The organism is Mobilibacterium timonense, from assembly GCF_900155555.1.
GTDB lineage: Bacteria > Bacillota > Clostridia > Peptostreptococcales > Anaerovoracaceae > Allobaileyella > Allobaileyella timonense.
Genome location: NZ_FUHN01000006.1, coordinates 71,952 through 85,387, shown reverse-complemented (window position 1 = coordinate 85,387; position 13,436 = coordinate 71,952). Strand labels below are relative to the sequence as shown.

General features: G+C 57.6%; 11 protein-coding genes and 1 tRNA gene. 4 read left to right on the top strand and 8 right to left on the bottom strand.

Annotated elements, in window-relative coordinates; genetic code table 11:
- Window positions 1-8: 8 nt before the first annotated feature.
- From BQ7382_RS01400 to BQ7382_RS01390, 3 genes are all read left to right on the top strand, one after another.
- Window positions 9-1,454 (top strand): 3-phosphoshikimate 1-carboxyvinyltransferase, encoded by a 1,446-nt coding sequence (locus tag BQ7382_RS01400; protein WP_077390327.1) that lies wholly within the window; start codon window positions 9-11, stop codon window positions 1,452-1,454.
- Window positions 1,455-1,491: 37 nt separating this feature from the next.
- Window positions 1,492-2,520 carry a 3-deoxy-7-phosphoheptulonate synthase gene (locus tag BQ7382_RS01395; protein ID WP_077390324.1) on the top strand — a complete coding sequence of 343 codons (1,029 nt, stop codon included), beginning with the start codon at window positions 1,492-1,494 and terminating at the stop codon, window positions 2,518-2,520.
- A gap of 547 nt (window positions 2,521-3,067) precedes the next feature.
- The gene (locus BQ7382_RS01390) at window positions 3,068-4,471 is read left to right on the top strand and encodes a TrpB-like pyridoxal phosphate-dependent enzyme (protein ID WP_330618625.1); all 1,404 of its coding nucleotides are present in this window, start codon (window positions 3,068-3,070) and stop codon (window positions 4,469-4,471) included.
- A gap of 252 nt (window positions 4,472-4,723) precedes the next feature.
- On the opposite strand, the gene BQ7382_RS01385 is transcribed toward BQ7382_RS01390, so the two are convergent.
- Window positions 4,724-4,800: transfer RNA gene (locus BQ7382_RS01385), tRNA-Arg, on the bottom strand.
- Window positions 4,801-4,934: 134 nt separating this feature from the next.
- Window positions 4,935-5,072 (bottom strand): hypothetical protein, encoded by a 138-nt coding sequence (locus BQ7382_RS09505; protein ID WP_159437191.1) that lies wholly within the window; start codon window positions 5,070-5,072, stop codon window positions 4,935-4,937.
- 278 nt (window positions 5,073-5,350) lie between these two features.
- Here BQ7382_RS09505 and BQ7382_RS01380 point away from each other — a divergent pair, with 278 nt between their 5' ends.
- Complete coding sequence (locus BQ7382_RS01380) at window positions 5,351-6,322, top strand: L-lactate dehydrogenase (protein ID WP_077390321.1); 972 nt, start codon at window positions 5,351-5,353, stop codon at window positions 6,320-6,322.
- Window positions 6,323-6,499: 177 nt separating this feature from the next.
- Here BQ7382_RS01380 and BQ7382_RS01375 read toward each other — a convergent pair whose 3' ends face one another.
- From BQ7382_RS01375 to ricT, 6 genes are all read right to left on the bottom strand, one after another.
- Complete coding sequence (locus tag BQ7382_RS01375; protein WP_077390318.1) at window positions 6,500-7,294, bottom strand: SDR family NAD(P)-dependent oxidoreductase; 795 nt, start codon at window positions 7,292-7,294, stop codon at window positions 6,500-6,502.
- Between the two features lie 44 nt (window positions 7,295-7,338).
- Window positions 7,339-9,318, bottom strand: a complete 1,980-nt coding sequence (locus tag BQ7382_RS01370; protein WP_077390315.1) for a fructose-1,6-bisphosphatase — start codon at window positions 9,316-9,318, stop codon at window positions 7,339-7,341.
- Window positions 9,319-9,420: 102 nt separating this feature from the next.
- A complete protein-coding gene (gene murA / locus BQ7382_RS01365; protein ID WP_077390313.1) occupies window positions 9,421-10,695 on the bottom strand; it encodes a UDP-N-acetylglucosamine 1-carboxyvinyltransferase in 1,275 nt (424 codons plus the stop codon).
- A 68-nt stretch (window positions 10,696-10,763) separates the two neighbouring features.
- Window positions 10,764-11,159: a hypothetical protein gene (locus BQ7382_RS01360; protein ID WP_077390309.1), complete on the bottom strand. Its 396-nt coding sequence runs from the start codon at window positions 11,157-11,159 to the stop codon at window positions 10,764-10,766.
- 117 nt (window positions 11,160-11,276) lie between these two features.
- Window positions 11,277-12,044, bottom strand: a complete 768-nt coding sequence (locus BQ7382_RS01355) for a tRNA1(Val) (adenine(37)-N6)-methyltransferase (RefSeq protein ID WP_159437190.1) — start codon at window positions 12,042-12,044, stop codon at window positions 11,277-11,279.
- A complete protein-coding gene (ricT, locus tag BQ7382_RS01350) occupies window positions 12,034-13,431 on the bottom strand; it encodes a PSP1 domain-containing protein (protein WP_077390302.1) in 1,398 nt (465 codons plus the stop codon). Before ricT ends, BQ7382_RS01355 begins: the two co-directional genes overlap by 11 nt.
- Window positions 13,432-13,436 lie beyond the last annotated feature (5 nt).

Genomic DNA, 13,436 nt, shown 5'->3' with positions numbered 1-13,436 from the left:
TGGACGCGATGCAGGCTATCATAAAGGCGGGCACACCTCGCGGCACGGTACAGGCGCCGCCGTCAAAAAGCGTGGTGCACCGAGAGATCATCTGCTCGGCGCTGGCCGCAGGGAAAAGCACGATCTCAGGCGCCGCAATGAGCAAGGACATCGAGGCCACGATCAGGGCGGTCAGGGCGCTCGGGGCCGAGATCTCCCAGGAAAAGGAAAAAGATTCCGGCGGGCTCGCCCTGGGCGTGCGGGGGATCGGAAGCTGCTGCGATCCCGGTGGTCCAGGTCGCATCACCGGTTCCGGTACGACAAGTGCAGGCGGAAGCGCCTCCGGCGATCTGCCCGTGCTGTATTGCGGGGAATCCGGGAGCACGCTGCGGTTCATGATCCCTGTCGCTCTTCTGTCCGGAGGCGGCGTGTTCATATGCGCCCCGAGGCTGATCGAGAGAGGGATCTCCGTATATGAAGAGGCTTTTTTGCCTCTTGGGATCGATATATCCATACACAAGGATACAAGCGAGATACTTGTGAGGGGCCGGCTGCGACCGGGGGCCTTTGAGATCCCCGGAGACGTGAGCAGTCAGTTCGTCTCCGGGCTGCTCTTCGCCCTTCCATTACTCGAAGGCGACAGCCGGATATCCGTGCGGCCCCCGGTGGAGAGCCGGCCGTACATCGACATAACCGTGGATATATTGAAAAAAGCCGGTATCGAGCTGGACATCTGCGACGATACCGCCTCCGGAGGCGGCATCACATTCGAAATACCGGGACAGCAAAAATACAGAGCACGGCACTGGAAAGCTGAGGGAGACTGGTCAAACGGAGCTTTTCTGCTCGGCATGAACACGCTGGCGAAATACGGACCGGCGGGCGCCGCTCAATATGACGGTAGCCGCGTTGACCGCGATGAGTCTGAACGCGCCGGCGGTTCCCCCGGCAGCGACCGCCGCCGGCCGCCGGTGCAGGTCTCCGGACTCGATCCTGACAGCTGTCAGGGAGACAAGGTCTGCGTCGAGCTGCTGGAGGCGGCCGGCCGCTGGCAGGCCGGTGATGAGCCGATCGGCATCTCCGGCTGTCCGGATCTCGGGCCGGTGCTCATGGCCGTCGGAGCTGCGTGCGGAGGCTGCGTGCTCATGGGCACCGCGCGTCTCAGGATCAAGGAATCCGACCGGGCTCAGGCTATGGCCAGCGAGCTGGCGAAGTTCGGGATACGGGTGGATGTTTTTGAGGACAGCGTTATCGTTGAACCGGGCTGCCTGGCTGCTCCGGATGAAGTGCTCGACGGTCACAACGACCACAGGATAGTCATGTCACTGGCACTGCTGGCCTCCATCACAGGAGGAAGGATCGACGGATGCCAGGCGGTCTCCAAGAGCTGGCCGGGATTCTGGGATGTTTTCCGGGGCCTCGGCATGGACGTCGAGATCGTGAATGCCTCCGGCGCCGCACAGGCCACACAGTAAGATGCAGAACACAGCGATGATATAACGAGGATATAAAATGAACCTTGAGTTGAAGAGAAAAATACCAACAGTCCAGGAGATACGGGCAATGTACCCCCTCTCCCGGGAGGACCGCCGCAGAAAAGCGGAGAACGACGAGAAGATCAGTGAGATCTTTACGGGAAAAAGCAGCCGCTTTCTCCTCATCATCGGCCCCTGCTCCGCGGACCGTGCCGACGCCGTGGTGGACTACTGCAGGAAGCTTGTGGAGGTCCAGGAAAAGGTGAAGGACAAGATCCTCATCGTCCCGCGTGTGTACACCAACAAGCCACGGACCACGGGAGACGGCTACAAGGGGATGCTGCACCAGCCGAATCCCACCGGTGAGCCGAACATGCTGAAGGGCCTCATCGCCACCAGGAGACTCCACATACAGGTCCTGGAGGAGACCGGTCTGAGCACCGCAGACGAGATGCTCTACCCGGGGAACCAGCGCTACCTTTCAGATGTTCTGAGCTATGTGGCGGTGGGCGCCCGCTCTGTCGAGAACCAGCAGCACCGCCTCACGGCCAGCGGCCAGGACATTCCGGTGGGCATGAAAAACCCCACCAGCGGCGACCTCAGCGTAATGATGAATTCGATAACGGCCGCACAGCACCCTCATACTTTTCTCTACGAAAACTGGGAGGCTTCCTCCAAGGGCAACCCGATGGCGCACGCGATCCTCAGGGGGTACGTTAACCGCCACGGCCAGAGCAGCCCGAACTATCACTACGAGGATCTGGTCGCCGTGAGCGAGCTCTACGCCGAGACCGAGCTGAAGAATCCGGCGATCGTCGTGGATACGAACCACGCAAATTCGGGAAAAAAGTTTTACGAGCAGCCCCGAATAGCAAAGGAGGTGCTCCACAGCATGCGGCACAACCGGGACGTTGCGAGGATCGTGAAGGGGCTGATGATCGAGTCATACCTGGAGGACGGAAAGCAGGGCCCGGGAGAGTGCACCTACGGCAAGTCGATCACGGATCCATGCCTGGGCTGGGAAAAGACGGAACGCCTCATACTGGATCTGGCAGAGCTGCTGTAGCGCTCCCCTCTCTCGTCTCAGTGAGCGGAGCCTCGCAGAAGTGCGCCGGGGCGCTGGCAAATCGCCGGGCGCGGCGGCGGTTTTGCTGAGGCTTGCGGCAAGGTCGCGACAAAGCGGCCGGGGATTTGTGTTTTTCCATAAAAGCACACTAAAAGCGTTGACGCCTTTTGTGAATTTTGCTAATATATCACCACAACGTAATAGTACAAACCTTTGACGAAGAGTGAGTAGTTTCGCACCTTCCCATCCGAGAGAGCCGCCGTTGCTGTGATGGCGGTATGGGGAAGCGGGATGAATGGACTTCGGAGGGCGACCGGAAAGGGCCTGGCCTGAGTATGGAAGACGGAGAGGGTACTTCGTGAACAAACCAGGCGTATGAACACGTACGCTAAAGTGGGCGCATTTTGCGTCAAGCCGGGTGGCACCGCAGGAGCGGCGGTTTATTTTTGAGTATTGGCTCCTGTCCCAGCAGCAGTTCTGGGACGGGGGCTTTTTTGGTCTTCCGGTCCCGGGTATGAGATGGTCATAAACGGAAAGGAGACGAGAAATGACTGCAATGAATGAAAAAAATGAGATGATCCCTAACAAGATCTACCTGAGCGAGGATGAGATGCCGAAGCAGTATTACAACGTCAGGGCCGACATGAAGGTTAAGCCGGCGCCTCTGCTGAACCCGGGCACCCATAAGCCTATGACTAAGGAGGATCTGCTGCCTGTGTTCTGCAGCGAGCTGGTGGATCAGGAGCTGGACGACGAGACGCCGTATTTCGACATACCGGAGAAGGTCCAGGAGCTCTACCGCACCTACCGCCCTTCCCCGCTCGTCCGCGCATACCGCCTGGAGGAGGCTCTGGGCACGCCAGCCCACATCTACTACAAGTTCGAGGGCAACAACACCAGCGGCAGCCACAAGCTGAATTCCGCGGTCCCTCAGGCATACTACGCGAAAAAGCAGGGCCTCAAGGGCGTGACCACCGAGACCGGAGCCGGACAGTGGGGCACCGCGCTGTCCATGGCGTGCTCTTTCATGGACCTGGACTGCAAGGTTTTCATGGTAAAAGTGTCCTACGAGCAAAAGCCTTTCAGGCGTGAGGTCATGCGTACATATGGCGCCTCGGTGACTCCGTCTCCTTCTGAGACCACAGAGGTCGGACGCAGGATCCTGGCCGCTCACCCGGGGACCACCGGAAGCCTCGGTTGCGCCATCTCCGAGGCCGTCGAGGTCGCCACTTCCAGCGAGGGATACCGCTACGTGCTGGGGAGCGTGCTGAACCAGGTGCTCCTCCACCAGAGCGTGATCGGCCTGGAAACCAAGACCGCCCTGGACAAGTACGGCATCAAACCGGACATCATCATCGGCTGCGCCGGCGGCGGCTCCAATCTGGGCGGGCTGATCGCGCCTTTCATGGGGCAGAAGCTCCGCGGCGAGGAGGACTACAGGTTCATCGCCGTCGAGCCGGCTTCCTGCCCAAGCTTCACCCGCGGAAAATACATGTATGATTTCTGCGACACCGGCATGGTCTGCCCACTGGCAAAAATGTACACTCTCGGCCACGACTTCATCCCGTCCCCGAACCACGCGGGCGGCCTGAGGTTCCACGGCATGAGCTCCATCCTGTCCGAGCTCTACCACCAGGGGCTGATGGAGGCGAGGTCCTACGAGCAGACCAATGTTTTCAAGGCGGCCGAGTTCTTCGCCCGTACCGAGGGAATCCTCCCTGCCCCTGAAAGCAGCCACGCCATCCGCGGCGCCATCGACGAGGCGCTGAAGTGCAAGGAGTCCGGCGAGGAAAAGAACATTCTCTTCGGCCTCACGGGCACCGGCTACTTCGACCTGGTCGCTTATCAGCAGTTCAACGACGGGACGATGACAGACTACATCCCTACGGATGAGGATCTGGCAGCGGGATTCGCCAGCATTCCGCAGTTCCCGGGGAATGAACTCAGATAACTGACACCTGGATATTGCCGTTTCACTGGGGACATCCTGGCCACACGCCAAAGTGTGGCAAAAGTATGGCAGTGTGGCAAAAGTATGGCAGTGTGGAAGAAAGTTGGGCAATTGGGCACAAAGTTGGGCACACACGCCGAAACAGAGCCCGAAAAAACACCTTCTGCCACACTTTGCAGATACTTAAAAGCACACGAAAAAGCCGCTGATTTCAACGTTTCCGTTGATTTCAGCGGCTTTTCTCATTCGCTATGGTGCACCCGCAGGGACTCGAACCCTGAACCTCCGCATTCGTAGTGCGTTACTCTATCCAATTGAGCTACGGACGCTTAAGTAGCTTGACTATTCTATATGCTTTTCACGGCGATGTCAAGGCCGCGGCGCCCTTTCTCTGTCTTTTCTCGTCGCCTGTCTTCTTCGTCTCTGACTTTGTGCCCTCCTTTTCCCGACCTGAGCCCATTGATCAGCCCGCCAGATGGAACATGTCGATCAGGAAGATCGAGCTCAGGCCGTAGTACGCGATGACAGCCACCAGGTCGTTGACCTTGGTGATCAGCGGCCGGCCGTGAACGGTGATCGACAGTCCGGCCATATCGTGCATGATATGCTTGTGTCAGTATACAAAATAATACAATTTTATTGTTGTTTTCTAACAATTTGCTATTGACTCCCGTCCGAACATGCTTATAATAAATAACAAGTTAGATAAGATTTTCTGTGGAATTTAACAAATTTCGTTATCTGCACACGGAGTCGATCAGGAGCTGCCCATACAGTTGCGAATACTGATCATCCGAAACTGTTGACGGGATTTGTTATTATCCTCAGACTGTACTGTATGAATAAGAGAAGATAAGCGGAAAAGAGAGGAACAGAACGATGGGAAGAAAAGTAGGAGTAATAGGTACCGGCCATGTAGGGGCCCATGTAATGTTTGCAATGGCAGCATACGGCGTCTGCGACGAGCTGGTGGTCACAGATATAAACGAGACAAAAGCCAAGAGCGAATGTCAGGACATCTTCGACACGGTGTCCATGCTGCCTAAGAGAGTCAGAGTCTCCACAGGCACATACGAAGATCTCGCCGACTGCGACGTTATCGTAAACGCCGCAGGTAAAATAGAGCTTCTTCTCGGGTCCATCGACAGGAGTCGCGAGGTGGACTTCACCATCAACGCAGTTCACACCTGGGTAGACCGCCTGAGAGAAGCGGGCTTCAAAGGCCGTCTCATCAACATCAGCAATCCATGCGACGTAGTCACCCGTGAGATCGCCCTGGGACTGGGGCTCCCGGACGGTCACGTGTTCGGGACCGGCACCGGCCTTGACACCGCCCGCCTGAAATCCCAGATCGCCGAGCAGACCGGCCTCGACCACAACAGCTTCGTTGCATACATGCTGGGCGAACACGGCAACTCCATGTTCTGCCCTTGGTCCAGCGTCAACATCAACGGCAAGCGCTACTACGACCTGGACAAGACGGATCCCCGCTTCAACTTCGACCCTGAAGAGATCGAGGAGCGCGCCAAGATGGGCGGCTGGGTCACCTTCTCCGGAAAACACTGCACTGAATACGCCATCGGCACCACCGCTGCCCGCATGGCCGCCGCTGTCTTCAACGACTCCAAGCTCATCATGCCGGCCAGCCGCAACCTGTGCGGCGCCTACGGCCAGGACGATATTTTCGTAGGAGTCCCTTGCGTCATCGGCAAGGACGGCGCCGAGGAGATCGTGGAGCTCCCTCTCACCGACGAGGAAAAGGTGAAGTTCCAGGCCAGCTGCGACGCCATCAGGAAGAACATGGCAAGGGCCGACGAACTCTTCCCGGAAAAGCAGAATTCTCCTGCGTAGAAGCGCGGCGCTTTCGCAGGACGCAACCGCGAAAGCAGCACGGTCTCACAGCAAACTGAGCTCAGCTGGGCAGGTTCCAGCAGGCTGAGTTGACATATAGATTTTACATACTAACCTCCAATTCACTAGAAAAAGGACTGACGCAGTTAATGGGAAAAGTCAGTCCTTTTTCGTGTTCTATCTCATCTTGCTCTTCTGCCCCGCTCCGGTGATCCTGAGCTGGAGCCTCCTCGGAAGAATGTTGTAAAAAGGCATCCCCCACCGCTGCGGCCCTGGGACTATGATGAGCTTTTTCCTATTAAGTTTCCTCAGGGCGAACCTCGCGCAGTACTCCGGAGAGATGCCAGGCAGCGATGATCTGACCCCTGCAGATTCGTTAAAATTCGTGTCAACTGGACCCGGGCAGAGGGCGCTGATGGCAACTGTGCTCCTTCTTTCCTTCAATTCTGTAAAAATCGAGGATGTCAGGCTCACCACGTACGCCTTCGTGGCGTAGTAGGTGGCCATGTACGGGCCGCCCTTCAGCAGGCCCGCCGAAGAGGCGACGTTCAGCACCTGGCCGCCGCCCTCTTTCTCCATGTGAGGGATGATCTCCCGGCAGAGGATCTCCACCGCCTCCACGTTCAGGCGGATCATCTGGAGCTGCCGGTCAGTATCCAATTCGTCGAAGCGGCCGACTGCGCCGATGCCGGCGTTATTTATCAGAAGGCGGAGATCCGGAATGGTCTCCAGTTGTTTACAGAGGCGCAGGCACTCGTCCTCTCTGCTCAGGTCGCAGGGAAAAACATCTGCCGTGGGCGCGGTCGCCCCATCCGCAGCAGCCGAAACACCGCCAGTCAGCTCCTCCGCCAGCGCCTCGAGTTTTTTCTCGCTTCGGGCGACGAGGACGAGCGACCATCCTTCGCTGAAAAGCTGTCTGGCGAAGGCTTTTCCTATCCCCGAGCTCGCGCCGGTCACACAGGCAACGGACATTTTTGACTCCTTTGAAATCTTCTCTCACGCAACGGGCGCGGCTCCTAGTCCCACATCTTCCTGACCTTAGGATCGTTAAAGACTTCCTTGATGGTACCCTTCTTGTATTCAGCCATGAGTTGCTCCAGGTCGTCCACCTGCCTCAGCAGCTCGGCTCCGATGTCTGTGTCCACTATCTGCATGCGCTCCGGAAGGTTCTGGACGATCTGCATCTTAGGGTCGTGGAAGCGCTGTGAGCCGTCTTTTCTGATCGGCTCATACGGCTTGTGCTCCGACAGCGCCATGAATCTGGAGTTGAAAATGAAGGTGTAGCCGGCGATACCCGTGGTCTTCTGGTAGGCCTTGGAAATGCCTCCGTCTATTACGAACAGCTTGCCGCCGCCTTTTATCGGGCTCTCCCCGTCCTTGATCTTCACCGGAACGTGCCCGTTCAGGACTTTTCCCGAAGCCGGATCCAGGCCGAAGCTGCGGATGATCTTCTCGCAGATCTTAGGATCGTTGATCAGTTTGTAATACGGGACGGTGTGTTCTTTTTTTGCTTCCTTTGAGTCGGTGAAGACGCGCTCGAAGGTGGTCATCTTGTCCTTCCCGAAAAGAGGTGAGTCCGGTCCGAGCCAGAGGTACCACATGAGGTCTGCGGCCTCCGCGCTCGTGTGGCCGAGAGGCGGATTGAAGTACGCGTCTCGGATCTGCTCGTCCAGATACTCCATGAGTTCCGCACCGCTGTGGGTCTCGCCGTTTATTGTGACGTCGAGGAATTCTCCGTTTTCGTCCATAGGGATGCAGCCGTGGAACATCAGGTTCCCGTTGCACTTCTCGTAGAGTGCACCGTGGCTGTACAGGTATCTGATGTGGCGCTGCAGCTTTCCGGAGTTCAGGATGGACCCCTCCAGTGCCACCATCACCTCCTCTTCCTCAGGAGTGAGTTCATAAGGATCTTCAGGATCCACGGTAGGGAGGTTGGTGTCCTTCATCTCGTATTCTTTTCCGTAGGCCTTAACGACGCCGCGCTCTCTGTCGATCTTGTCCAGCAGGAGCCTGTGGTCCAGTCCGTATTCCGGGTGCTCCATTATGAGCTGCCCCTCGATCTTGAACTGGATGATGGCGATCATCTTATGCATCTTCGCGGCCAGCCCCTCAGGGATCGGATCGAACCGGTTCTTGTCCAGGATGTGAGGTGCAAAAGCGGTGCACGGGTCGTCGCCGTAGATATCCTGGGCAAATGTTGCGAGCGGGCGCAGGTTTATGCCGTAGCCGTACTCCAGCATATCGAAGTTGTTGTAGCTCACGTTCATACGAATGATGTTGGCGATGCACGCCCTGTTTCCGCAGGCCGCACCCATCCACACGATGTCATGGTTGCCCCACTGGATATCCACGTTCCTCCTGGACATGAGGAAATCCAGGATCTTGTGAGGCTTCGGACCACGGTCGAAGATGTCTCCGATTATGTGGAGTTGGTCGACGGCGAGGTTGCTGATGGTGTCAGCCAGTTCTTTGATGAAAGTAGTCGCCGCCCTGTATTCTATGATGGAATTGATGATCTCGGCGTAGTAGCTGCTGCGGTTCTCGTCGTCGTCTGCGAAGAGGAGCTCCTGCATGGCGTATCCGGAGTTGGCCGGGAGCAGCTTGCTCACCTTCGAACGGGTGTACTTGCTGGATACCATCCTGCAGATGACTATGAGGCGGTAGATCGCGGAAGCGCACCAGGCGTTGAAGTCGTGCTCGCTTTTCCTGCGGCGCAGGATCTCGTTCTCAGGGTCGTAGATCAGGGCAGCGAGGCTGTCCCTCTCCTTTTCGCTGAGGGTGTTGCCAAAAGCCTCGTCGATCTTCATGCGTATGGTGCCCGAGGCGCTGCGGACGATGTACTGGAAGGCGTCGTACTCTCCGTGGAGGTCGCTGAGAAAATACTCGGTGCCCTTCGGCAGAGCCAGTATCGCCTTCAGGTTGATGAGCTCGGATTTCACATATCTGTGATTCGGAAACTTCTGAGCCAGCATCTGCATATACTTGTAATCAGCCATTTGAAACTCCTGTGATCTTAGTGTAGCGGTGATACCTTACAAAAAAACGAATATAAACGAAAGAAGCCGCCGGAGCAGCTCCGGCAGCAAAAAATTCTTTTTCTAGTCTTCCTCTACCCTCGTGAGCAGCGCGCCAAGGCCGGTGAACTTTTCCACGAACTTCTCGTAGCCCCTCTCGATGTGGTAGATCTCGCTGACCTCAGTCTTCCCCTCGGCGGCAAGGCCTGCCAGGACCATGGCGGCTCCGGCCCTGAGGTCGGTGGCTCTCACCTTAGCCCCGTGGAGGGTCTTTCCACCTGGGATATAAGCGATCCTGTTTTCAATTGTGATGTCAGCACCCATGCGGTTGAGCTCGTTCACGTGCATAAAACGGTTCTCGAAGACGGTCTCCTTGACCTCGCTCTTTCCTTTTACAGTGGTGAGGAAAGCCATGAAAGGAGACTGGATGTCTGTCGGGAATCCCGGATACGGCAGTGTCTTGATGTTGGTGGCGATGAGCTCCTTATCCCTTGCGTTCACGTAGATGCCGTCGTCCACCGTCTCCACCTCTACACCGCATTCCTTCAGCTTTGCGATGATAGGGCGGACGTGCCCGGGCAGGGCGTTCTTCACCAGGATCTCACCCCTGGTGATGGCGGCCGCCAGCATGAACGTGCCGGTCTCGATCCTGTCCGGGATGACAGAATGGATGGATCCGCCCATCCTCTCCACGCCTGTGACCCTTATGGTATCGGTGCCTGCGCCCTTGATCTTGGCTCCCATCTTGTTCAGCTGGTTGGCAAGGTCTACTATCTCAGGCTCCTTAGCGGCGTTCTCTATGATCGTCGTCCCGGCGGCCATGGTTGAAGCCATGAGGATGTTCTCCGTGGCTCCTACGCTTGGAAAATCCAGGTAGATAGCATCGCCCACCAGGCCCTTCGGCCCCGCCGTGACGATGACCTGCTCGTTTTCGTCATCCTCGATCACCGTGGCCCCGAGAGCCCTGAAGCCCTTGAGGTGAAGGTCGATCGGCCTTTTCCCAATGGCACAGCCTCCAGGGAGAGGCATCACCACCTTGCCGCATCTGGCGAGGAGCGGTCCCATCGCCACGGTGCTGGCCCTCATCTCAGTGACCAGCTTCCGGTCACCGTTGACCGTCCTGATCTGCGACGCGGTGATCTCCAGCAGTCCGTTCCCGTCGTCAACTACGGTGGCGCCGAAATTCTCCAGCATCCCCTTCATGACCTTAACGTCTGCAAGATCCGGCACACCGTCAATAACGCACTTCTCCTCGGTCAGGAGCGTCGCCGCCATAAGAGGGAGCACCGCATTTTTTGCGCCGCTGATCTGGACCTCTCCGTAGAGAGGCCCTCCGTTTTCTACTATAAGTTTCGCCATTTGAATCTCCGGTTTTTCCTTGAAAAAAATTATCGCGTCCGCCGGGGTGTCCCGGCCGTCGTGCCTGCCTACTTGGAGGCCTTTGCCTTGTGCGCCTTCCTGCGGCTTCTCGCCCTTTCAGCGAATTCCTTTTCCTTGTCTGTCCTGAGGCTGTTCACAACGCTGGCCAGGCTGTTGATCCCCAGGCCAATGTTGCTCGCCTTGTCTATTATCGATCCATCCGCTCTGAGAGCATCTGCCACTGTGGAGATGGCATCTCCTGCCTCGTCGAGAGCGCCTCCCACGGACTCCGTCTTCTCCGCGGCCACGGTGGTGACCCTTTTCACGTCGTCCAGCACTTCGTTGGTCTTCTTCAGGGTCCTGATGGCGTTGGCCGCCAGTACCACGAGGTAGATCACCAGCACGATGAGGGCTACGAGGAGCAGCAGAATAACCAGTTGTTTGATATCCACAGTAATAGTCATTTTTTCTCTCCTTTGTCAGAAAATACCCCGGCCAGTTTTCTCCGATCCAGGGCAAAGAGATTATACCATTTTGTAAAATCCAATTAAATACGATGCGATCAAATACGGTGCAAGGATCTACGTTCTGTATATCTCCAGCAGCTCTTCAGTGTAGCCGTTCCCGCTGTGTACCGCCAGAGAGGGCAGGACCTTGAGCTCCGGGCCGCCGTTTTTGACTCCGTGTATAAGGAGTATGTTGGGGGCCTCACTGTCGCGAGGGACCACCAGGCGAAGGGTCTTTGGCTCAAGCCCGGCTTCTCTCATCTCGCATATTATATCAGCCATTCGGAAAGGACGGTGGACCATGTAAAAATTTCCTTTGTCCTTGAGGAGGCCGCCGGCGCATCTTATGAAGTCTCCAAGGTCTGCCGTGGTCTCCCACCGTGCACTCCTGCGCCACTGCTCAGGCGGCGCCATCCCCGCTCCCGCCTTGAAATAAGGGGGATTGGTCACCACGGAATCGAATGTCCCGGCCATTTCCGGCCGGTTTTTCAGGAGGAGCCCCACGTCGTCCTCCACGAACTCGAGTCTCTCATGAAGGCCGTTCAGTTCTGCGGATCTCACCGCCCGGTCCACGGACTCAGGACGGAATTCCACCCCGCATATGCTGCACTCCGGGATCTTGTGGCTGAGGATCAGCGGTATGACGCCGTTCCCGGTGCCGAGATCCATGATCCTCATTTCCCTTCCGACCTTCAGCTTCCGCGCCGCCGGAGCTCCAAGCTGGCCTGCTGCCCAGGCCGCCAGCAGAACGCTGTCCACGCCGTAGCTGAAGCCGTCGCCCTGGATGACCTTTATCCCGGAAAAGCCCGTGTCGTCCAGGCGTTCTCCGCCTTTAATTTCCATCGCCGCTTCCGCCGCCGTTTCCGCCATGCCCGTTTCCGTTGCGGCTGCCGCCGTTTTGTCCGTTGCCGCTTCCTTCGTGACCCACATGACCGCCGCGGCCGTTCTTCTGGCCGTTCCTGTGTTCAGGCTTCTGACCGTTCTGGTGTCCCGGTCTCTGGCCGTTTTTAGATCCGTTTCCATTCTTCGGACGCCTGCGGCTCCGGCTCTTTCCAGATGGATCGCCGTTTCCACCGTTGCCGCCGTTCCCGGCCTGTTCTTTTGGGGCTTCGCTCCTGCCCTCACCCTTCGGCTTCCTGCGCCTTCCCCGGCCGCCGGACTTGCTGCCGCGCTTTATGCTGGACCTGCCGGCCTTTTTCTCCTGCTTTTCCTGGTGGGCCTCTTCTCCGAGCGGAGCATCTCCGGCGCCTGCGAACACCTCAGCGTCCTCCGTGTCCTCGGGGTCGCCCACGAAAACATCGTCAGATACTGCAGGGTCGTCCCAGTTGCCGTTGACCGCCGCGCCCTCGTAGGCCATCTCGATGTCCTGTCCGCGATTGCAGTGGCCGCAACCTCCGGAAGAGGATCCCTTCAGCTCGTCTCTCGTGTACGTCCTCGTCTCGGTGCTCAGCGTCTCCTCACCAGTCTCCGGGTCCTTGGTTATCGCCCGGGTGACCACGTTCCCTCTCAGGAGATCGACGCTGATGACCTTCACCATGCCGTCTCCTATCTTTATCCTCTGGCCTTCGTTAGGCATGCCCTTGCGGAGCTCTGCGTAGGTGCTGTTCTCGTAGTTCAGGCAGCACATGAGCCTGCCGCAGGATCCGGATATCTTCGCGGGGTTCAGGGAAAGGTTCTGCTGCTTCGCCATCTTGATGGACACCGGCTGGAAGTCAGAGAGCCAGCTGCTGCAGCAGAAAGGCCTGCCGCATATGCCGATGCCCCCCAGCATCTTCGCCTCGTCCCTCACGCCGATCTGGCGGAGCTCGATGCGCATGCGGAAGTGGGCCGCCAGGTCTTTTACCAGCTCACGGAAATCCACTCTGTTCTCGGAGCTGAAGTAGAAAATTACCTTGCTCCCGTCTATGGTGTACTCCGCGTCGATGAGCTTCATGTCGAGGTGATGCGCCTGGATCCTCTCCTGGCAGACCTTCATGGCCTCTCCGCGCTTCGCGTAGTTTTCTTTGTAATGAGCCAGGTCCGCATCGGTGGCCCTGCGCTTGATGGGCTTCAGCGGCGCCACCACCTGGCTGTCCTCGATCTCCCGGTTCTCGGCCACGATGTGTCCGAGCTCCATGCCCCGGGCCGTCTCAACTATGACCATGTCCCCGGCCTGATACTCCTCCCCCTGGGGGTCGAAATAATAGCTTTTTCCTCCGTGGACAAAGCCGACTCCAACGATTTCTTTCATATATG

Coding starts and splice junctions, on each gene's coding strand:
- BQ7382_RS01400 (WP_077390327.1), top strand. CDS start 9: ATGCAGGCTATCATAAAGGCGGGCACACCTCGCGGCACGGTACAGGCG.
- BQ7382_RS01395 (WP_077390324.1), top strand. CDS start 1,492: ATGAACCTTGAGTTGAAGAGAAAAATACCAACAGTCCAGGAGATACGG.
- BQ7382_RS01390 (WP_330618625.1), top strand. CDS start 3,068: ATGACTGCAATGAATGAAAAAAATGAGATGATCCCTAACAAGATCTAC.
- BQ7382_RS09505 (WP_159437191.1), bottom strand. CDS start 5,072: ATGCACGATATGGCCGGACTGTCGATCACCGTTCACGGCCGGCCGCTG.
- BQ7382_RS01380 (WP_077390321.1), top strand. CDS start 5,351: ATGGGAAGAAAAGTAGGAGTAATAGGTACCGGCCATGTAGGGGCCCAT.
- BQ7382_RS01375 (WP_077390318.1), bottom strand. CDS start 7,294: ATGTCCGTTGCCTGTGTGACCGGCGCGAGCTCGGGGATAGGAAAAGCC.
- BQ7382_RS01370 (WP_077390315.1), bottom strand. CDS start 9,318: ATGGCTGATTACAAGTATATGCAGATGCTGGCTCAGAAGTTTCCGAAT.
- murA (WP_077390313.1), bottom strand. CDS start 10,695: ATGGCGAAACTTATAGTAGAAAACGGAGGGCCTCTCTACGGAGAGGTC.
- BQ7382_RS01360 (WP_077390309.1), bottom strand. CDS start 11,159: ATGACTATTACTGTGGATATCAAACAACTGGTTATTCTGCTGCTCCTC.
- BQ7382_RS01355 (WP_159437190.1), bottom strand. CDS start 12,044: ATGGAAATTAAAGGCGGAGAACGCCTGGACGACACGGGCTTTTCCGGG.
- ricT (WP_077390302.1), bottom strand. CDS start 13,431: ATGAAAGAAATCGTTGGAGTCGGCTTTGTCCACGGAGGAAAAAGCTAT.